The following is a 21,206-nucleotide window of genomic DNA, read 5'->3' as shown; positions in this document are numbered from 1 at the left end:
TCTAAATTTTTGATAAATGGTGATAACTTGCATTAGTTTGTAATAACGCCTCACCATTATACATCGCTTCTTTAGTGCTGATATCTAGAGTACGTTTACCTGCGAATCTAAGCGGTTCTTTGATTGCTACATCATGAGCAAAAATAACCAATTTAGCGTTCTTAATATCTAATGGGGTAATGCGGTTATTAATACCATCAGCCCCTTGAGTTTCTACTTTTATTTTAATTCCTAATCGTTGTGCGGCTTTTTCTAAACTCTTTGCTGCAAGGAAGGTGTGAGCAACCCCCGATGGACAGGCTGTTACCGCTAATACCTCAGCTTCGCCTTCATTTTTTACGGCAGTTAAGATAAGTTCACGGATCTCTTTATCCTCATCTTCAACGGCATTTCTCTTTAATGAAATAACAATGAGTGCAGTGGTTAATGCACCAAGTAACGTACCAAGCACATAGCCAAATTTCCCATCAACAACCGGTAATACAATCCAGCCGCCCCATGGCGCATGATTTAATACGTTGAATACAAATCCAGTAACATTACCAACAATACCACCAGCAATAATAGCGGGAATCACGCGAGCTGGATCGGCTGCTGCAAATGGAATAGCGCCTTCTGTAATGCCTATCATCCCCATAATTCCTGCTGCTTTGCCAGCTTCACGCTCTTCTCGTTTGAATTTCTTAGGAGATAGGAAGGTAGCTAACGCCATGCCTAATGGTGGAGTACAAATCGCAATGCCGACACCGCCCATTAACCAAGGTTGAGTATTTACTTGAGTTTGAGCAAATAGAGTCGCGACTTTATTGATTGGCCCACCCATATCAAAAGCAGCCATTGCGCCAAGAATTGCGCCTAAAACCACTTTTCCTGAGCCTGCCATACTTGCAAGCCATTCATTTAATAGTGTCATGGTATTAGCGATTGGTGCACCAATTACCCACATGACGGCAGCGCAAGTGATGAAGGTCCCAATAAGTGGATAGATGAAAATTGAACCAAGTGATGTCATGCTTTCTGGTAGTTTAATTTTCTTTAATGTACGAACAACAAACCCTGCAAAGAAACCAATGATGATCGCACCTAAAAAGCCCGTATTGTATTGTTGAACAGCTATCCAAGAGCCAATCATTCCCGGAGCCAATCCAGGTTTATCAGCAATGGAATAAGCGATGTAACCGCCGAGCACCACGGTAAATAAGGTTAATCCGGCAATTCCCATTTGTGCTATATCAGCCAAGACCCCTTCGGTGGGTACTGCACCATGGCCTGAGATCATGACAGATAGAGAGAGTAAAACCCCACCTGCAACAATAAAGGGGATCATGTGTGAGGTGCCAAAGAGTAGGTGTTCTTTTGCGCGACCTAAACCACGAGAGAGTTCACTTTTTTCAGTTTGTGGTTCAGTTACGGTCGTTGAAGTAAGTGCTTCTTCTGGTTGAACTGAATCAGTAAACAGCGCCAAAGCTTCTTCTTTATTTTGTACGGCTTTTAACTTGTCGGTAAAGCCGTCTTCAATTAATCGAATGGATATTTGTGATAATGCTTCGATGTGTTGATTATCATCCCCATCAGTAGAGGCAAGCATGAAAAAGACGTCCGAAGGTTGGCCATCTTCAGCACCGTAATCAATACCAGTGCGACTAATACCAATAGCAACAGAGGGAGTAATGACAGCAGTACTTTTTGCGTGAGGGATCGCAATTCCATCTTCAAAACCCGTATTTCCGATCTCTTCTCGCGCCCATACATCGGATAGAAATTGTTGTTTATTCGATAGTTTTCCTGCATCGTTTAATATATTTACCATCTCTTCAAGAATGTCTTCTTTAGACGTCGATTTCAGGTCTAAGCAGATAACATTAGTATCAATAAGAGAGGTGATATCCATAACAATTCCATTTTCTATCGGTAATTTGTTAGTCATGTTAGTGGATCTTTGAGTTTTAATAACTGGATAAAAAAGACATTTACTGGATTATTGTACCCTCTGTGGCAAAGTGTGAGTTTGCTCCTTATTAATTGATGTGAAAGCACTTTATGATAAATGAGAGAGAAATGGCCAATGTATTGTTATTCAAATTAATATCTTGTGAATACATTGAGTGATTTGAATTTTTACCAGTTAAGAGTAAATCATGAAAATTGTGGCAGTAACAGCGTGTCCAACCGGAATTGCACATACTTACATGGCAGCAGATGTGCTTAAAAAAGCGGCTGAGAAATTGGGAGTGTCAATCAAAGTGGAAACTCAAGGCGCAATGGGGGTTGAAGAAGTTCTCACACCTGTTGATATTGTGAATGCAGATCTTGTCATCATTGCATCAGATATCGAAATTGAAAATAAGAGTCGTTTTTTAGGGATCAATACTAAGCAATACAGTATTGAGTCTATATTGACTGATGTCGATGCTATTTTGAGAAAACACCTTTCATAATGGTGTCGACAATTATCGACTATCGCATTACCTTTTTTGTAAATGAGCAAGGCTTGCCACCTCAAGTGGCGAGTCAACTTACTCGACTTGCTAAAAAGTTTAAGAGCCTTGTTTATATTGATAATATTACTCAAAACCTCAGTAGTGATGCAGCAAGTCCACTCGGTTTACTAAAAGTAGGATTAAGGCCGGGAGATTTTTGCCAATTAGTGACGGTAGGAATGGATGCGGAGTGGGCTAACTTTGTTTTGACTGACTTACTTGCTTCAACCTTTGATTTTGTTGCTTCTGATAAACTGTGTGATTTCTCAGAAACTATTGTTAATACCCGTCCGCAATTAACCCCTAATTGCGAAGTTGATTTTCATTACGTCAAAGCACAAGCCGTCTTATCTAAATTCGAGATTTTAAAAGGCTTGTCTCAGCTTATTTACCCACAAGAGTCCGATGAATTGTTGCTGTCTTTGATAAAGCGAGAAGAGCGATCATCAACCGCGATGGCAAAACAAATCGCCTTACCTCATGTTATTTCTCCTTATGTTGAGAAGCCAACCATAGCGATCATTCGTAGTGATTATTCGGTTGATTGGGCATCAAAAATGGGGGAAGTAAATTTAATTATTGCATTGGTTCTGCCTGAGAAACCAAGCAAGCCTATGATATTGGCGGCGACCTATTTAACTCGTAATATGTTGTCTGAGGAGTTTAGTCAACGTTTGGTAAATACAAGACAACCAAAGGGATTACAGGCGTTGATTCTATACGCTATGTGCCAGTTGTTATAAGTAAAAAAGCTGACTCAACAACAATGCTAAGTCAGTATATCATTCCATTCTATTCCATTCTATTCCATTTTATTTAATTGTTAGTTATATGCTCTCGCTACTTTTCCACTTGATTTTAGTGTGTATTGATGTGCGTAAGCCGGAACAAAAATAGAGTGTCCTTTCGGTACATTGACGGTTTCACCTGTTGAGTGATTCAATGTCATGTCACCATCAATTGCAAATAGGATCTCTGCACTGTGTGTTTCTAGTGGCAGCTCGTCTACTGGTGCAAAAACAGAGAATTTAAAATCACTCACAGGAATAGGGTAGTTCATCCCACCGTTAATAATGTTAGGTTGCATAATCAATGATTCAGCGGGAATACTAACAAACTCTGTGCAATCCATAAGCTCATCAATATCCATGAATTTTGGTGTTAATCCTGCGCGTAATACATTATCTGAGTTCGCCATTATTTCTAGCCCAGTACCATTAATGTAAGCATGAGGAGTGCACGCATTTAAGTACATGGCTTCGCCCGGTTGCAGAGTAATGACATTAAGAATTAATGGGGTAAATAAACCAATATCATTTGGGTATTGAGTTGATAAATCATCAATTAAAGCAAATAGATCATTTTGTTTATTATTGCTGGCGAAGTTTTCTAGCTCTGTTAATGCTAACTCTTTTGCGTTATCAGTTAATGAAAGGATTGCTTTAAAGAAACACTTTAATCCTTGTGAGTTTGGTTGCTGTTCAAAAGCTGTAAGGATCTCTTCAAGAGAAGGCAGAGCCATTTGGTTAAATAGACTGATGATCTCTTGGTATTCTCTAAAACCATTCATCGCTTTGTAAGGTGTTAACGCGTATACCAATTCTGGTTTGTGATTGTTGTCTTTATAATTACGATTAAACGCATTAAGGGCAACGCCAGATTGCTCCTCTTTATCATAACCTGCCATAGCCTGTTGTTTATTAGGATGAACCTGAATAGACAATGCTTTTTCAGCAGCTAACACTTTGAATAAATAAGGCAGTTCGCCAAAATGGTCTGCAGTTAGTGAAGATAAACAGGCTGCTTGGTTTTGATTTATTAAGTCAGATAATAAGATCGGTTGACCATTAATGATAACGGTAGAGCATCCATTGGGGTGAGCGCCCATCCATAGTTCAGCTTGAGGTTTATGACTGGTGTTTTTAATATCAAATAAGGTTTCAATAGAAGTCGTACTTCCCCATGCATAATCTTGAATTACATTGGTCATAGGGTAGAAGTATTGTTGAGTTGATTTATTCATAATGCACTCGATGTCATCAAAAAATATGGTCTCCACTGAGGTTCTTCTTTGGTTTTTTGTGTATTACCAGTAAGAAAACAGTGGAGATAGGGAAGATTAAGCCGCAGCGGTAGAGAATGATTTCGCTTGGCGAGCTTTCTTGATAGAGACACAAACCAATGCAGTTACCGTTGCGCCTGCTGCCATACAAGCCAGAGCTAATACCGGTTTATTCATTGCACCCAGTAGGGCAACAACAGGACCACCGTGAGCAACGCTATTAGTAATGCCGAATGAGAACGCCATGACTGCAGCAACCATAGAGCCAAGGATATTGGCAGGGATAACAGAGAGTGGATCTTGTGCTGCGAATGGGATTGCACCTTCAGAAATACCGACTAGACCCATGGCACCAGAAGCTTTACCTGCTTCAATTTCAGACTCTTCAAAGATGTTGAATTTACGACCAATAACCGTTGCTAGTGACATACCTAGTGGAGCGACAGGAATTGCACACGCCATTGCGCCCATAAATTGAGTTTGACCGCTTGCAATCATGCCAACAGAGAATAGGAAGGCGACTTTGTTGAATGGACCACCCATATCAAAGCCTGCCATACCACCCAGAACGATGCCCAGTAGAACGACGTTACCTGTACTCATGTTGGTAAGTAGTACGTTTAGAGAGTCCATTAAATCAGCAATGGGTGCGCCAATAACAAAAATGAATAATGAAGCGATGAATAATGAGCCCGTAATCGGTGCAATTACGATAGGAACAAGAGGTTGAATGAACTTGTGGTAGTTGATGTTGGCAATAAACTTAACAAAGTAACCAACAAGCAAACCGGCAATGATAGCGCCAATGAAACCAGTACCGGCTTCAGCACCATAGAAAGAACCGTTATTGGCAATCCAACCACCAATTAGACCCGGTGCAAGTGCAGGGCGATCAGCAATCGCATAAGCAATGTAACCCGCAAGAATTGGGATCATTAAGGTAAAGGCAACAACACCGACATCGAGTACTTTATTCCATAAGCTACCCGGTGGGATCGCCATGCCGCTTTCGGTAGGTTGTCCACCAAGTGCTAATGCCAGTGCAATTAATAAACCGCCAGTAACCACAAATGGGATCATGTGTGATACGCCATTCATCAGGTAACGATAAATATCTGAGCGAGTTTGAGAAGAGCTGCTTTTGTTCTCTGAGCTTGATTTTGCAGCATCAGCAACAAAAGGAGGTTGTGTAAGAGATTGAGTAATTAAGCCTTTTGCATCTTTAATTGGTGCTTTAACGTTAGTTTGGATTAGCTTTTTACCTGCGAAGCGAGTCAGATCTACTTGCTTGTCACACGCGACAATAATTGCTTCTGCTTTTTCGATTTCTTCTGCGGTAGGGCTGTTTTTAACACCAATAGATCCGTTAGTTTCAACCTTGATGGTATAACCTAATTCTGCCGCGCCTTTTTCTAGTGCTTCAGAGGCTAGATAGGTGTGAGCAATACCTGCTGGACAACCTGTTACACCAATTAAGAAACCATTCTTTGCTTCACCTGTGTTGGTGTTTTCTGTTTTTTCAAGTAACAGTGCTAACGCCATTTTTGGTGAGGTTGACGCTAAGAATTTTTCAATAAATCCATCTTCAATTAATTTACAAGACAGTTCAGCCAATACTTCAATGTGATGATCTGCACCATTTTCAGGGGAGGCAATCATAAAGAACAACTTAGACGGTAATCCATCTTCTGCACCGTATTCAATGCCTTGCTTGCTAACACCAATCATTACCGCTGGGGATATAACCGCAGAGCTTTTCGCGTGAGGTAGTGCGACGCCTTCTTCAAAGCCTGTATTTCCTAATTCTTCTCTTGCATAGATATCATTAAGAAATACCTGTTTGTCATTGATTCGGCCTTGTTGAAGAAGATGTTCTGCCATTTCAGAAAAAACGTCGTCTTTGGTTTTTGCTGCAAGGTCTAAGCAAATTAGCTGTTCGTTGATTAAGTCAGTAATCATAAGTTATTCTCATTTGGGTGAATGTCTTGTGTGGGAATAGTGTGATTCTGATGAGGTTTATTGGTAAGTGTGCGAGAAATGCATTTACTGGATTATTGTATCCTCTAAAGCTAAGTGTGATTTAGCTCTGATTTTTATAAAACCAAAAAGATATAATGCACAAGTCAAAAAAGTACTTAATAAATAATGACTTAGTTTGTTGTTTTTGGTGTGATTATTGATGGGTTATTTATCAATAACGTCCTGATTTTGATGGGGTTGGTGGATAAAAGTGTGGTTGATTTTAGTAAGTGATGAACATGGGTTTAGTATTTAATACTGTTTTAGAGGCGCTACTGTCAGAAAGAGAAAGCTTCAATCAGATCTGGTTTGCAGGCGATAAAGTGACGCCTCCCTCATGTTGTTATCAAGTTAACTTTCCTCGTTTAGAGTTAGTGATCAGCGGTGAGTATCTAAATCAGATCGAAGATCCAGATATTGGTATTACTGAAGTTAAAATCATGGCGGGAGATGCACTCTACATCCCACCAAACTGCTGGAATAAACCCGACTGGAGTGAAGATTGCTCTGTGCTTAGTTTACTTTTTGGTCGCAGACAAGTGGGATTCAGTTTAGTGAGTAAGCGCAAGGGTGAAGAGGGTTTCTATGATGTGCAGAAGTACAGTATTCAGACTCGAACAGGTCATGCGATTGACAATATTTTAGAAGCTTTAAATGCACTCGCTCGTGAACCAAATAAAAACCAGATTGATGAATATCTACTTTTGGCGTTGTTGAGTTATAGCAAAACAATGTTAGGTGAGCCAAATGAGGTGATCTCACCGAAAAAGCGCAGTGAAGATCTCTATCAAGGGATCTGTATTTATATTCAGGAAAACTTTCACCGTAGTATTGATAGAAATAACATAGCTAGCAGATTTAATATTTCACCGAATCACTTATCGCGTATGTTTAGACAGCAGGGCCATATGACGCTAGCGGATTACATCACTTGGGTGCGTATTGAACGTGCAAAATTTATGCTTAAGAAATATACTTTCCGCTTAACTGAAGTGGCGACACGTTGTGGTTTTCAAGACGTGAACTACTTTTATCGTGTATTTAAAAAGAAGACTAGTTATACCCCATCAGATTATAGAGCCATGGTTAAGTAATTAGTTTATTAATACTAAGTAATCAATCTAAAATATAAATGGCATTTGTTTTAATGTCATTTTTCTAGTTATTATCTGTTTTATTTACTTCCCTTTCTTTTGTATTGTTCATTCATTAACGATGGAAAAGGGAATATAAAGTAAACCCATCTATTTTTCGTGTTTAATACCAGATTAAATCATCACTTTTCTATTCCTTTTCGCAATGTTGTCTAGTTCACAATTCAGATCCCGTAGTTGTTTCCTCTGGTGTCTTATCCACTTTTATAAATCAAAAAGCTATTTGTTATAAGATATTCTACTGATTTTTATATGATTTAAGTAATTGGTTTAGTGCGTCAATGGTTTTTGTTCAGTTATCGTCGTGGATTTGTTATCGCCATCACAGTTTGATTTCTCGGGTACAAAAGTCCAGTAAATGCTTTAAATGTCAACTTACCAAGAAGTCGTTTAATTCATATTATTCCCTCATCAACTTAATGCAGTTTGAATTAAGTAAAAATTATTATTAAGGGAAATATAATGATCACAACACTAGTAAACACCAATTTAATTAAACTGAATTTAGAAGCGACGACTAAAGATGGCGTATTTTCTGAATTAGCTGAGATGTTATTAAAAAATAACCGTATTGATAATAAAGAAAAATTTTTAGCGGGTATTTATGAACGTGAAGCTCAGTGTGTGACTTCAGATATGGGTATTGCTTATCCACATACTAAAAATGCCGCGGTTATTGAACCTGCAATTGCGATTGGTGTTGCAAAAACAGCGATTGAATACGGTGCTGATGATGATCAACCAACCGTATTTTTTATGATTGCCTCTCCAGAAAGCGGTGATCACCACATTTATGCACTACAAGCGTTATTTGAAAAATTCGGTGATGACTTAATTGCCGATATGCAAAAAGCGACAACGGAACAAGAAATTTTAAACCTATTGATTAATTAATTTCACTTTTAGGAATACTTCTTATGTCAACGATGACTGCAACGCAAAGTCCAACTGATTGGAAAAAAACGCTTTCTACACTAAAAGGTCATTTACTTTTTGGTACGTCTCACATGCTTCCATTCGTGGTTGCTGGCGGGGTTCTATTAGCTCTAGCGGTAATGGCAACAGGTAAGGGTGCTGTACCAGATACGGGGATCTTAGCGGATATTTCTACGATTGCGATCAAAGGCCTTGTACTTTTCCCTATCATTCTTGGTGGCTTCATTGGTTACTCAATTGCAGATAAACCAGCGTTAGCGCCAGCATTTATTGCATCAGGCATTATGGCTGATTTAGGTGGTGGTTTCCTTGGATGTATCGTTGCTGGTTTTATCGCTGGTGGTGTGGTTCTTCAACTTAAGAAGCTTCCTATTCCGGCTCATCTAAGTGCGCTTGGTGTGTACTTTATTTACCCTCTCGTTGGTACATTAGTCTCTGCGGGCATCGTAATGTGGGGCCTAGGTGCAGCTATTTCTTCTTTCATGATTGCGATGAACGAATTCCTTGCATCAATGGCAGGTTCTTCTAAAGCAGTGCTTGGTGCGATTCTTGGTGGTATGACGGCGTTTGATATGGGTGGTCCAATCAACAAAGTAGCAACACTATTCGCTCAAACACAAGTAAACACACAACCATGGTTAATGGGTGGTGTTGGTATCGCAATTTGTACTCCACCACTAGGCATGGCACTTGCTACTTTTATGTTCAAGAAGAAATTCTCTAAAGAAGAGCAAGAAGCAGGTAAAGCCGCTGCAATCATGGGTTCAATTGGTATCTCTGAAGGTGCTATTCCATTCGCAGCAAATGACCCAATGCGTGTTCTTCCGTCTATCGTTGCTGGTGGCATGGTTGGTTGTGTGTTCGGCTTTATGACTGATGTGTTACTTCATGCTCCTTGGGGTGGATTAATTACCGCTCCGGTATCTAGCAACATCCCAATGTACGTGGTTGGTATTGCTTTAGGTTCATTAACAACAGCACTTATCGTTGGCTTCTGGAAACCAGTTGTAGAAGAAGATGAAACAGTGGCAGCAACACCAGTACAAGCACAAACAGTGGCACCAGTTGCTGGTGAAGGCGAGTACGATGTTCTTGCAGTTACTTGTTGTCCTTCAGGTGTGGCGCACACGTTCATGGCGGCAAAAGCGCTAGAGAAAGCAGGTGCAGCAGCAGGTATCAAGATTAAAGTTGAAACTCAAGGTTCTAATGGCCTAATGAATAAACTGACAGCAAAAGATGTTGCGAACGCTAAGTTCATCATCCTTGCTCACGATATTCCAGTCAAAGAAGGTGAGCGTTTCACCAATATTCGTCAAGTTGAATGTTCAACCAAAGGCGCAATGAAAACAGCATTATCATTGATTCAAGATAACATGAATTAACACTAAAGCGCGGTGTAATTACATCGCGCTTTTTATTAAAATTAAGGATGAACTCATGAAACTTTTTAAACCAACAATGATTGCTTTTGCTATTGCGATAACACTTTCAGGTTGTAACGACGAAACCATTAATAACTATTACCCTGAAACTCCAGGGGTTGAAGTTCCTGATGTGGAGCACCCTCAAGATGGTGCTGATATTGTCGTAGACCAATCACTACTGAAGTTTGTAAATCCAATGATTGGTACCGCAGCAAGCGGCCATACTTTTGCTGGTGCGGTGGTTCCTTCTGGTATGGTTCAATTATCACCAGATACGTTTAAAGGCACAAACCAAGATACAGAAGCGGGACAAAACCCATGGCATTCCGCTTCTGGTTATTGGGATGCAAGTGACTATGAAAAAGGTGATATTTTTGATACCGATTTAAATATCTACGGTTTCTCGCATACCCATTTATCAGGAACAGGAGCGACAGATTTAGGGGATATTCTCGTTCTGCCTTATTCAAATGATGCAGACAGTGAAAATAATACCTTTGATAAGAAAAATGAAAAAGCTACGGCAGGTTATTATTCAGTCACACTGAATGAAGGGGCGATTAAAGCTGAATTAACAACAACAACGCGTGTGGGTATTCATCGTTATACCTTTGCTGAAGGTGCAGACCGTAAAGTTAAGATTGACCTTGCTCATACATTGGCGGCTAATAACGGTGAATCGTTACAAAATCGTGTCGAGTTAGTTGATGAGTATACGCTTCGTGGTCGTCGCAAATCTACGGGTTGGTTCCAGGGGCAAGAAATTTTCTTTTACGCTAAGTTTAGCCAGCCAGTGGCTAGTGCCATGATTGCTCGTGATGGCGGAGCTGCGGCTTCAATGCAAATGGGTGCGGTATATGGATCTATTAATGTGCCGAATAAAGAGCAAATCACCTACCTAGATTTTGGTAAAGGCGATACACCAATTGAAATGCGAGTTGGCTTATCTCCTGTGAGTTGGGAGGGAGCAGAAAAGAACTTAAAAGCGGAGACCCCAACGTATGACTTTGAAAAAGTAAAATCTAACGCTGAACAATTATGGGCGAAAGAGCTATCTACTATCAAAGTCGAAGGTGGTACAGACGATGAAAAGACCATTTTCTACACAGGTATTTATCACGCACTAATTGCCCCTGCTGAGTTTCAAGATGTTGATGGTACATACCGTGATATGTTAGGCGTAGAGCGTAAAGCTGATAAAACGAAGAACTATTCAATTTATTCAACGTGGGATAGTTTCCGTGCAGTTCACCCATTGTTAACTATTATCAAGCCTCAACGTGCAACAGATTATGCGAATGACTTACTGCGTAAATCTGATGAGTTTGGTTTACTTCCTAAATGGGAGGGCGGAGGTAAAGAAACAGGTACAATGATTGGTTATCCATCGACAGCAATTGTTGGAGATGCGGTAGTTAAAGGGCTAGAAGTCGATGCTAAACATGCACTCGAAGCCGCAAAAAAATCAGCGTATTATCGACCTTATGACTTCCCACAAATTCCAGACCATACTTTACAAGCGGTAATGGCAGGACAGTTGAGTTATCATGAAAAAGAGCAATGTGTACGTTTCCCTAATTGGAATTCAGTGTCTTACTCGCTAGAATTTTCTTACTACGATTGGACGATTGGTGAAATCGCGAAAGTGGCAGGTGATATGGGGGCGTATGCTGAATTTAACGAGCGTTCATATTATTCATTGAATCATTGGGATAAAGAGACTGGTTTCTTTGTACCAACAATTCAAGAAAACGGTGATAATTGTGCTCTAAAATATGCAGCAGGAGAGTTTGACCCGTATAAAGCAGATGCTTACTATTTCACAGAAGGTAATGCATGGCAGTGGCAATGGTCGTTTATGCAAGACATGGATAAACTCACTGAAATTATGGGCGGCACGGCAGGACTTAATCAAAAACTGAATAACCTATTTGCGGCTAACTCTAATGAAGGTGATCAACACCAAGATATGACAGGCTACATTGGTCAGTATATTCATGGTAATGAGCCATCTCATCACGTTATTTACCTGTATAACCGTACTGAAGAGTCTTATAAGGCACAAGAGTATTTAGATAAGGTATACAAAGAGTTCTATAAAAACCGTGCAGATGGCATCATAGGTAATGAAGATGTGGGGCAAATGTCGGCGTGGTATATCATGTCAGCAATGGGTTTCTATCAAGTAACCCCGACAGATCCAACTTATACTATTGGTCGTCCAATTTTTGATAAAGTGGTGATGAACATTGGTAAAGGGGAGTTTACGGTAACGGCTGAAAATAACAGTTCAGAAAATATGTACATTAAATCAGTGACTATCAATGGAAAACCGTTAAATATATTTAATACCTTTGAGCATGAAGAAATTAAACCGGGTGGTAAATTACACTTTGTAATGACTGGTGATAAATCAAAAGCAATGAAAGCCAATATTAAATAAATATAAAATACCTTCCTAATACAAAGCCTCTTAATCCCCTAAGAGGCTTTTTTTATTTATTATGAATAGAATTTGTGTGTAAATTAAGGTTTGTAGAAACAATTTAAGAGCATAAAATCAGATCCAGTTTTTATGTATCCATTTGTATTCTTTTTAATAGTAAGGGCAAGAAATTGATAGAAAACCATCTTCGTAACTATATAGTGAGTAAATTAAGTACGCTTGGCATTAATACCGATCCCTATGGTGCAGAGCTTACAGTGGTATTTATTATAGCGGTTATTGGTGTGGCAATTATCTGTGATCTTGTGACTCGTCATATTATTGCTCGAACCATCAGAAATCTTCTACATCGAACCAACAAAACCCTTGGTGAAGCTTTCGCAACGTATAAAGTTCTTGAAAAGTTGACCCTTCTTGTACCTATTATGGTGCTGAATTTACTGATACCACTTGCACTTGAAAATTACTCTGTTGTTTCAAGCGTTGTTGATAAAGTGCTAAGTATTTCAATTTTGGTTATCTTTATTTGGATGTTATTTTCATTACTTGATGCCTTAAATGATGTGGCAACGGTTAGAGGGATCACTCGCCGAATGCCAATAAAGAGCTTTGTTCAACTAATTAAGCTTTTCACCTTCTTTGTCGGTGTTTTGGTATCAATGTCAATTTTAGCCAATGAGTCCCCAGTTATTTTCTTAAGTGGATTAGGGGTGGCAACCGGATTTGTTATGTTGGTATTTAAAGACACTATTTTGGGTTTTGTTGCCGGTATTCAGCTATCCGCTAACCGTATGATCAGCTTGAATGATTGGATTGAAATGGATTCGTTTAAAGCAAACGGTTCAGTTGAGGAGATATCATTAACCACGGTAAAAGTACGAAACTTTGATAATACGGTGAGTATGATCCCAGCTTATGCGTTGGTACAAAATGCCTTTGTTAACTGGCAAGGAATGTCTGATTCAGGCGGCAGACGTATTAAGCGCTCAGTGAATATTGATGTGAATTCAATTCGATTTATGACAGATGAAGAAATTGAATCGCTCAAGGGCATTCGAATTTTACGCGAGTACTTATTTGAGAAATCAAAAGAAATAGACACCTTTAATGAAGAGCTAGATGATATTCCTCATTTAGGTAATATTCGACAAATGACGAACGTCGGTATTTTCCGTGCTTACTTGGCCGCTTACTTGCGTACTAATAAAGACATTCATTCTTATATGATGTTTATGGTGCGTCAGCTAGAACCAACTCCTGAAGGCTTACCACTACAAATTTATGCGTTTACCAACAATACGGACTGGGTATTCTACGAAGGCGTACAAGCCGATATCTTCGACCATATTTATTCTATTATGCCATTATTTGGTCTGCGCCCTTATCAAGCACTTAGTGGTTACGATGCATCAGTGATAGGTAAATCGAAGGAATAGAGTGTGGCGGAGGGATAGGAATTTTAATGCTACACCTATCAACTAACAAATCTAACTCACTTTTGGTGTGTTGATTACGAGTGATATCAGAGCAACAAAGAGTGATCATATATAAGTTAAATTTATTACTGATTGTAATTAATGTTGTCCTTTTACTTATTAATTTTATTGATTATTCCACATTTTTCGTTAGCTATTTATGATAAAATCGCCACGTCGTTCAGTTTATAGCTAGGTTGAGGGAAACCATGTCATCGGGTTCAATAAATAAAAAAAATCTAACCGAAACAGACATCATTACAAAATTCATTATTCCATCCATCAAAAGTGCTGGGTGGGATGACATGAGTCAAATACGTCAAGAAGTTGCGCTACGAGACGGTAAAGTAATCGTTCGTGGTCAAGTCGGTATGCGTCAAACGGTGAAAAAAGCAGATATCGTGCTTTATCATAAACCAAGTATGCCATTAGCCGTTGTTGAGGCAAAAGCCAATAAACATGAAGTGGGTAAAGGAATCCAACAGGGGTTAGATTACGCTCGCTTATTGGATATACCGTTTATTTTCTCATCGAATGGTGACGGTTATATTTTTCATGATAAAACCAAACTTGGCACTTTTGAAGAACATCAGTTAGAAAGCCAAATTCGATTAGAAGATTTCCCAAGTCCAGATGAGTTATGGAAAAAATTCTGTATCTGGAAAGGGTACACCGAAGCTCAACTGCCAATTATAACTCAAGATTATTATGATGATGACAGTGGTAAATCCCCTCGTTACTATCAATTACAAGCTATTAATAAAACAGTAGAAGCCATTTCAGCAGGTCAAGATCGAGCATTGCTGGTAATGGCAACAGGTACAGGTAAAACTTATACCGCCTTTCAAATTATTTGGCGTTTATGGAAAGCAAAAGCGAAAAAACGCATTCTTTTCTTGGCTGACCGAAACATATTAGTAGACCAAACTCGCCTTAATGATTTTCAACCCTTTGGTACCGCAATGACCAAAATTACAGGTCGAACGGTTGATCCCTCTTTTGAAATTCATTTGGCACTTTATCAAGCACTAACAGGGCCAGAAGAAAGTCAAAAAGCCTATAAACAAGTAGATCCTAATTTCTTTGATTTAATCATTATTGACGAATGTCATCGTGGTAGTGCCGCAGAAGATAGCGCATGGCGTGAAATTTTAGAATACTTTAAATCAGCAGCGCAAGTTGGCTTAACCGCAACCCCTAAAGAAACCGATGAAGTCTCCAACTCCGATTACTTTGGAGATCCAGTCTATACCTACTCATTAAAAGAAGGGATAGAGGATGGATTTTTAGCGCCGTATAAAGTTGTTCGTGTCGATTTAGATGTTGATTTGCAAGGTTGGCGACCAATCAAAGATCAAACTGATAATAACGGTGAGTTAATTCAAGACCGTATTTATAACCAAAAAGACTTTGATCGCACAATGATCATTGATGAGCGTACCGAGCTTGTCGCTAAAACAATAACAGATTATTTAAAGCGTACAGACCCAATGGCGAAAACCATCGTGTTTTGTAACGATATTGATCATGCCGATCGTATGCGTAGAGCCATTGCCAACCTTAACCCTGAGCAAATGGCAAAAAATGACAAATACGTAATGAAGATTACGGGGGATGATGAGTTAGGGAAAGGACAGCTAGATAACTTTATTAACCCTAAAAAAGCATATCCAGTGATAGCGACAACTTCAGAGTTAATGACAACAGGCGTTGATGCGAAGACCTGTAAATTGGTCGTGCTTGATCAAAACATTAAGTCTATGACCAAGTTTAAGCAAATTATTGGTCGTGGAACTCGTATTGATGATCGCTATGGCAAGCTGTGGTTCACCATTCTTGATTTTAAAAAAGCGACCGAGTTGTTTGCAGATGAACGTTTTGATGGAACGCCAGAGAAGGTGATTAAAACCACGCCTGAAATCATTGAAGATGAAACCGTTGATTTAGAAGAAATGGAAACCGAGGAAAGTACTGAAGAATCAAGTGATGCTTTTAGTTCTGAATCAGTAGAACAAACGGGTGAGATAAATGATCCTACAGGTATTTATGAGCCAAAAGGCGACGGTGAGTGGGAAGAAGAAACACCAAAAATGGTGAAGTACCACGTATCTGGTGTAAGTGTCAGTAAGGTTGCAGAACGTGTTCAATATTATGATAGTGATGGAAAATTAGTCACAGAATCATTCAAAGATTACACTCGAAAAACCATGCATAAGCAATTTAGTTCATTAGATGCGTTTGTAAAACGTTGGAATGAGGCCGACCGTAAAGAAGCGGTGATTAAAGAGCTAGAATTAGCGGGCATTATCTGGTCAGCACTAGAAGATGAAGTCGGCAAAGAGATGGACCCGTTTGATCTCATTTGTCATGTGGTTTATGACCAACCGCCACTGACGCGTAAAGAGCGTGCAGATAATGTAAAAAAACGTAATTACTTCACGAAATACTCAGAGACGGCACAACAAGTATTAGACAATTTATTAGTTAAATATGCCGATGAAGGTGTACAAGAAATTGAAAATATCCAAGTGCTTAAAGTAAAACCATTTGATGAAATGGGTAGACCTCTTGAGATCATCAAAAAAGGATTTGGTGATAAAAATGGTTACTTACAAGCGGTAAGTGAATTAGAACAAGAGATTTACCAATCCGCCTAATCTAACTCGCAATATTAGAGCCTGTGGTTGACTAGAGCGTTATTTTCTATAATACTAAACCCAATAGTGCCCAGTCCCCTGTCTTTGAAGTTACTTAAGAAATAACTTTGGAGTCAAGGCTGGGCGTTCTCGTTTATGGACACTAAGAAATGTAAGCCTAGGAACTAAGGATGGTTATGGCACTTACCCCACCAAAAGAATTCAAGCACTATGAAGAACTGGTTGATATTCTATCTCAACGAGGAATGCATATTGAAGATGGCGAACGAGCGAAGAGAAAATTAGCTCAAGTTGGTTATTATCGATTAAGTGGCTTTTGGTATCCAGCAAGGGTTATAGAGCGAGATGAGCAAGGGACTGCGATTGAATGCCCTCATTTAAAGCACCCTAAACGTCTTAATGAATTTTTGCCAAATACAAATTTTAATGATGTTTGTAATCTCTATTTGCTTGATAAAAAACTTCGTATTGCCATGTTAGATGGGTTAGAGCGCATCGAAATCTTTGTTCGTAGTGTAATAGCCCATGAACTAGGCAGAGGAAAAACCAAAGAAGCAGGGACAGGCCGAGAGATCCCAGAGCCACTAGCGTGGAAAGATCCTGACTATATCAATGGAAAGTTCTTAAAAAAGCGTGGACATAAACCTAGTTTATGGGAAGAGTGGCAAAATAAGCATGGAAAACTTATTGAACGAAGTCGCGAAGATTGCATTGTTTGGCATAAGCGTAATGATAAAGAAATGCCTTTTTGGGTAGTAATTGAGGCTTGGGACTTCGGCACCATGTCTAAGTATTACGGTATGCTTAATAATAAATATCGCCAGCGTATTTGTTCTCGTTTAGGGATCACAGATAAGAAAGAAACGAATGTTTTACAATCTTGGTTGATGGAAATGAATATTCTCCGTAACCGATGTGCTCACCATACTCGAATTTGGAATCAAGCATCTTCAAAAATTCTGGCTTTACCTTCTCATGAAATGTTTGATGATATTAAAGGTAATCACAATACGCTTACTCGCTTATATGGCGTAATTAGAGCGATGTGGTTTTTGATTGAACAAATAGGTCCAAGCTCATGTTGGTTGAAAGAGGTGGAGTTGCTAATTGCTGAATTTCCAACAATACCTGGTTGTCATCCATCATCTATGGGACTACCGACGAAATAAATTCGCTTAAAAAGACAGACTCTACTAATCCTAACTTCCGAATTACGTTATAATCTTCTACAATTTTCAGTTAGTTAAAAGTAGAAAAACATGTCAATCAGTTCAGTTATTAAATCCATTCAAGACATTATGCGTAAAGATGCCGGTATCGATGGCGATGCACAGCGTCTTGGGCAAATGTCATGGTTACTTTTCTTAAAAGTGTTTGATGTACAAGAAGAAGAGTTAGAGCTAGAAATGGACGACTACCGTGAGCCAATTCCAGAAGCCTTTTTATGGCGTAATTGGGCGCAAAATGCCGAAGGCATCACAGGTGATGAACTGCTTGAATTTGTTAACGACAAACTGTTCCCGCAACTTAAAAACCTAACAGCACCAATCAACCTTAATCCTCGTGGTTATGTGGTGAAATCAGCATTCAGCGATGCGTTTAACTACATGAAGAACGGTACGTTACTACGTCAAGTGATCAACAAACTGAATGAAATTGATTTTACAGACTCTAGTGAGCGCCATCTGTTTGGTGATATTTACGAGCAAATTCTAAAAGATCTACAAAGCGCAGGTAATTCGGGCGAGTTCTATACCCCTCGTGCGATTACTAAGTTTATTGTAAAAGTCGCTGATCCTAAATTGGGTGAATCCATTATGGACCCAGCTTGTGGTACAGGTGGTTTCTTAGCGTGTTCGTTTGATCATGTAAAAGAGAACTACGTAAACACCTCAACCGATCACGAAACGCTGCAAAAGCAAATTCATGGGGTAGAGAAAAAACAACTGCCGCACTTACTGTGTACTACCAACATGATGCTGCATGGCATTGAAGTACCAGTGCAAATCAAACACGGTAATACCCTAAACAAACCGCTTTCAAGTTGGGATGACGAGATTGACGTTATTGTAACTAACCCTCCGTTCGGTGGCACAGAAGAAGATGGAATAGAAAAGAACTTCCCATCTGAAATGCAAACCCGTGAAACGGCGGATCTGTTCTTACAACTTATCATTGAAGTGCTTGCTGCGCCTGTAAATGGCAAACAAGGTGGCCGAGCTGCGGTGGTTCTGCCTGATGGCACATTATTTGGTGAAGGCGTAAAAACCAAAATCAAAAAAATGCTAACCGAAGAGTGTAACCTTCATACCATCGTGCGTTTACCTAATGGGGTATTTAACCCATACACAGGCATTAAAACCAATATTCTGTTTTTCACTAAAGGCACACCAACTAAGGATGTGTGGTTCTACGAGCATCCGTACCCAGCAGGCGTGAAAAACTACAGTAAAACCAAACCAATGAAGTTTGAAGAGTTCCAAACCGAGCTAGATTGGTGGGGCAACGAAGCCGATGGTTTTGCAAGCCGTGCTGAGAACAACCAAGCATGGAAAGTATCAATTGATGAGATCATTGAGCGTAACTTTAACTTAGATATTAAAAATCCATATCAAGGTGAAGTAGTAAGCCATGATCCAGAAGAGCTATTGGCAACTTACCAACAGCAACAACAAGAGATCACACAGCTTCGTAATCAGCTTAAAGATATTCTAGGCGCTGCATTGGCATCAAACACAACAGGCGAGGATAAGTAATGTCTGTTGAACATTTAATAATTGACAATATTGATGTATGGACATCGACGGTAAAAACCAAATCAGCCTCTGGTCGTGGTTCAAGTAAGAAGATAGAGCTGTATGGCATTAAAAAGCTGCGTGAGCTGATTTTAGAGTTAGCAGTGCGTGGTAAGTTAGTGCCTCAAGATCCAACGGATGAGCCTGCGTCTGTTTTGCTTGAGCGAATTGCGGAAGAAAAAGCGCAGTTGGTGAAAGAGAAGAAGATTAAGGCGCTAAAGGAACTTCCAGAAATTTTGACTAATGAATCATCAAAGTTGCCTATTGGTTGGGAGTGGACTCATTTCATTAATCTGTTAGATTTTAGTGGGGGTGGGCAGCCTCCAAAAAGTTTTTTTTCTGATAATAAAAAAGAGGGTTATGTCCAATTAATTCAAATTCGAGATTTAGGACCGAAACCACAACCTGTTTATATCCCTAAAGAAAAAGCCTCTAAATTCTGTACAGAGCAGGATGTTATGGTTGGGCGATATGGAGCATCTGTCGGAAAAGTCTTTTGGGGAAAGGATGGGGCATATAATGTAGCGTTGATTAAAATTCATAATGATTTAGAAGCCTATTTACCTGAGTTTATACATTTGTTACTTAAGAGCCCATTAGGGCAGTCATATTTTGGTGGAATTTCAAGATCGGCTCAGGATGGGTTTAGCAAGAAAGATATCGAACATAAACTAGTTCCCTGCTTATCATTAAGCGAACAACACCGCATTGTCGCAAAAGTCGACGAACTTATGTCACTCTGCGACCAACTTGAGCAACAAACAGAAACCAGTATTGAAGTACATCAAACCTTGGTTGAGGTGTTATTAAACACACTAACATTAAGTGCTAATGCACAAGAGTTAATGCAAAACTGGCAGCGTATCAGTGAGCATTTTGATACCTTGTTTACCACAGAAAAAAGCATCGATACATTAAAGCAAACTATTCTGCAATTGGCTGTAATGGGAAAGCTGGTACCACAAGATCCAAATGACGAACCTGCGGTGAAGCTGTTAGAGCGAATTACAGAAGAAAAAGCACAATTAATCAAAGATAAGAAGATTAAGAAGCAAAAAGCACTGCCAGAGATCACTGAGGATGAGAAACCGTTTGACCTGCCGAGTGGGTGGGAGTGGTGTAGAGTGGCTGATTTGTCGTTAAATTCGGAGTCTGGTTGGAGTCCGAAATGTTTAGGCACACCAAGAGAAGCTGGAAAGTGGGGCGTATTAAAGGTTAGTGCGGTTACATGGGGTGTTTATAATCCCGATGAAAATAAAGAGTTACCAAATTCACTAGAACCTAGAGCTCAAATTGAAGTTAAAGCAGGTGACTTTTTGATTTCAAGAGCGAATACAGCTGCACTTGTTGCCAAAGCTGTTGTTGTCCCGCCTAGTTCACCTAAAAAGCTCATGATGAGTGACAAGATTATTCGCTTCCGTTTTTCTGAAACGTTGGAGGTTAATTATATTAACTTGTTTAATAATTCAGGTTTTGCTCGAAACTACTATGCAGAAGTTGCAGGGGGAACAAGTAGCTCTATGAAGAATGTATCAAGAGTGCAGATAAATAACTTGATTGTTGCTCTGCCACCAAAAGAAGAGCAAGATAAAATTGTATGTAAAGTCAATACGTTTTTTAAAATATGTGAGCAACTCAAAACTCGCTTAAAAGAGTCTCAAACCACTCAACTACACCTCACTGACGCCATCATAGACAAAGCGCTTTAAACCAACCAACGCCAATCATCACACATGATTGGCGTTGTGCTATCTAGAC

The 21,206-nt window shown here is 39.5% G+C and carries 14 protein-coding genes; 11 read left to right on the top strand and 3 right to left on the bottom strand.

What is annotated here, in order from left to right:
• Nucleotide 1: 1 nt before the first annotated feature.
• The gene (locus ACU5DF_RS03435; RefSeq protein WP_446712471.1) at nt 2–1,891 is read right to left on the bottom strand and encodes a fructose-specific PTS transporter subunit EIIC; all 1,890 of its coding nucleotides are present in this window, start codon (nt 1,889–1,891) and stop codon (nt 2–4) included.
• A gap of 247 nt (nt 1,892–2,138) precedes the next feature.
• Here ACU5DF_RS03435 and ACU5DF_RS03430 point away from each other — a divergent pair, with 247 nt between their 5' ends.
• Nucleotides 2,139–2,438 carry a PTS fructose transporter subunit IIB gene (locus ACU5DF_RS03430; RefSeq protein ID WP_446711780.1) on the top strand — a complete coding sequence of 100 codons (300 nt, stop codon included), beginning with the start codon at nt 2,139–2,141 and terminating at the stop codon, nt 2,436–2,438.
• The gene (locus ACU5DF_RS03425; protein WP_446711779.1) at nt 2,438–3,223 is read left to right on the top strand and encodes a PTS sugar transporter subunit IIA; all 786 of its coding nucleotides are present in this window, start codon (nt 2,438–2,440) and stop codon (nt 3,221–3,223) included. The genes ACU5DF_RS03430 and ACU5DF_RS03425 overlap by 1 nt, the downstream gene beginning before the upstream one ends.
• A gap of 80 nt (nt 3,224–3,303) precedes the next feature.
• On the opposite strand, the gene manA is transcribed toward ACU5DF_RS03425, so the two are convergent.
• Together manA and ACU5DF_RS03415 are read right to left on the bottom strand one after the other, a co-directional pair.
• Nucleotides 3,304–4,503 (bottom strand): mannose-6-phosphate isomerase, class I, encoded by a 1,200-nt coding sequence (manA, locus tag ACU5DF_RS03420; RefSeq protein ID WP_446711778.1) that lies wholly within the window; start codon nt 4,501–4,503, stop codon nt 3,304–3,306.
• A gap of 96 nt (nt 4,504–4,599) precedes the next feature.
• Nucleotides 4,600–6,501: a PTS fructose transporter subunit IIABC gene (locus ACU5DF_RS03415; RefSeq protein WP_446711777.1), complete on the bottom strand. Its 1,902-nt coding sequence runs from the start codon at nt 6,499–6,501 to the stop codon at nt 4,600–4,602.
• Between the two features lie 299 nt (nt 6,502–6,800).
• Between ACU5DF_RS03415 and ACU5DF_RS03410 the strand changes: the two genes are divergently transcribed.
• The 9 genes from ACU5DF_RS03410 to ACU5DF_RS03370 all read left to right on the top strand — a co-directional run bounded on the left by ACU5DF_RS03410 (nt 6,801) and on the right by ACU5DF_RS03370 (nt 21,157).
• Complete coding sequence (locus tag ACU5DF_RS03410) at nt 6,801–7,655, top strand: helix-turn-helix transcriptional regulator (protein ID WP_446711776.1); 855 nt, start codon at nt 6,801–6,803, stop codon at nt 7,653–7,655.
• A gap of 522 nt (nt 7,656–8,177) precedes the next feature.
• On the top strand, nt 8,178–8,609 hold the full coding sequence (locus tag ACU5DF_RS03405) for a PTS sugar transporter subunit IIA (protein ID WP_446711775.1): 432 nt from the start codon (nt 8,178–8,180) through the stop codon (nt 8,607–8,609).
• Between the two features lie 23 nt (nt 8,610–8,632).
• Nucleotides 8,633–10,033 (top strand): PTS fructose transporter subunit IIBC, encoded by a 1,401-nt coding sequence (locus ACU5DF_RS03400; protein ID WP_446711774.1) that lies wholly within the window; start codon nt 8,633–8,635, stop codon nt 10,031–10,033.
• 55 nt (nt 10,034–10,088) lie between these two features.
• A complete protein-coding gene (locus tag ACU5DF_RS03395; protein WP_446711773.1) occupies nt 10,089–12,518 on the top strand; it encodes a GH92 family glycosyl hydrolase in 2,430 nt (809 codons plus the stop codon).
• 173 nt (nt 12,519–12,691) lie between these two features.
• Complete coding sequence (locus ACU5DF_RS03390; RefSeq protein WP_446711772.1) at nt 12,692–13,957, top strand: mechanosensitive ion channel family protein; 1,266 nt, start codon at nt 12,692–12,694, stop codon at nt 13,955–13,957.
• 248 nt (nt 13,958–14,205) lie between these two features.
• Entirely contained in the window at nt 14,206–16,653 is a 2,448-nt protein-coding gene (hsdR, locus tag ACU5DF_RS03385; protein WP_446711771.1) for an EcoAI/FtnUII family type I restriction enzme subunit R, read from the top strand.
• A 176-nt stretch (nt 16,654–16,829) separates the two neighbouring features.
• A complete protein-coding gene (locus ACU5DF_RS03380) occupies nt 16,830–17,822 on the top strand; it encodes an Abi family protein (RefSeq protein ID WP_446711770.1) in 993 nt (330 codons plus the stop codon).
• Between the two features lie 90 nt (nt 17,823–17,912).
• Nucleotides 17,913–19,409, top strand: coding sequence for an N-6 DNA methylase (locus tag ACU5DF_RS03375; protein ID WP_446711769.1), 1,497 nt, complete (start codon nt 17,913–17,915; stop codon nt 19,407–19,409).
• Nucleotides 19,409–21,157, top strand: a complete 1,749-nt coding sequence (locus ACU5DF_RS03370) for a restriction endonuclease subunit S (RefSeq protein ID WP_446711768.1) — start codon at nt 19,409–19,411, stop codon at nt 21,155–21,157. The genes ACU5DF_RS03375 and ACU5DF_RS03370 overlap by 1 nt, the downstream gene beginning before the upstream one ends.
• Nucleotides 21,158–21,206: the final 49 nt, after the last annotated feature.

The sequence above is a fragment of the Aliivibrio wodanis genome (assembly GCF_052920805.1).
Note: the sequence above shows the minus strand (reverse complement) of the source record. Positions and strands in the feature narration are given on the sequence as shown.

Coding starts and splice junctions, on each gene's coding strand:
- ACU5DF_RS03425 (WP_446711779.1), top strand. CDS start 2,438: ATGGTGTCGACAATTATCGACTATCGCATTACCTTTTTTGTAAATGAG.
- ACU5DF_RS03400 (WP_446711774.1), top strand. CDS start 8,633: ATGTCAACGATGACTGCAACGCAAAGTCCAACTGATTGGAAAAAAACG.
- ACU5DF_RS03435 (WP_446712471.1), bottom strand. CDS start 1,891: ATGGATATCACCTCTCTTATTGATACTAATGTTATCTGCTTAGACCTG.
- hsdR (WP_446711771.1), top strand. CDS start 14,206: ATGTCATCGGGTTCAATAAATAAAAAAAATCTAACCGAAACAGACATC.
- ACU5DF_RS03410 (WP_446711776.1), top strand. CDS start 6,801: ATGGGTTTAGTATTTAATACTGTTTTAGAGGCGCTACTGTCAGAAAGA.
- ACU5DF_RS03415 (WP_446711777.1), bottom strand. CDS start 6,501: ATGATTACTGACTTAATCAACGAACAGCTAATTTGCTTAGACCTTGCA.
- ACU5DF_RS03380 (WP_446711770.1), top strand. CDS start 16,830: ATGGCACTTACCCCACCAAAAGAATTCAAGCACTATGAAGAACTGGTT.
- manA (WP_446711778.1), bottom strand. CDS start 4,503: ATGAATAAATCAACTCAACAATACTTCTACCCTATGACCAATGTAATT.
- ACU5DF_RS03375 (WP_446711769.1), top strand. CDS start 17,913: ATGTCAATCAGTTCAGTTATTAAATCCATTCAAGACATTATGCGTAAA.
- ACU5DF_RS03430 (WP_446711780.1), top strand. CDS start 2,139: ATGAAAATTGTGGCAGTAACAGCGTGTCCAACCGGAATTGCACATACT.
- ACU5DF_RS03395 (WP_446711773.1), top strand. CDS start 10,089: ATGAAACTTTTTAAACCAACAATGATTGCTTTTGCTATTGCGATAACA.
- ACU5DF_RS03405 (WP_446711775.1), top strand. CDS start 8,178: ATGATCACAACACTAGTAAACACCAATTTAATTAAACTGAATTTAGAA.
- ACU5DF_RS03370 (WP_446711768.1), top strand. CDS start 19,409: ATGTCTGTTGAACATTTAATAATTGACAATATTGATGTATGGACATCG.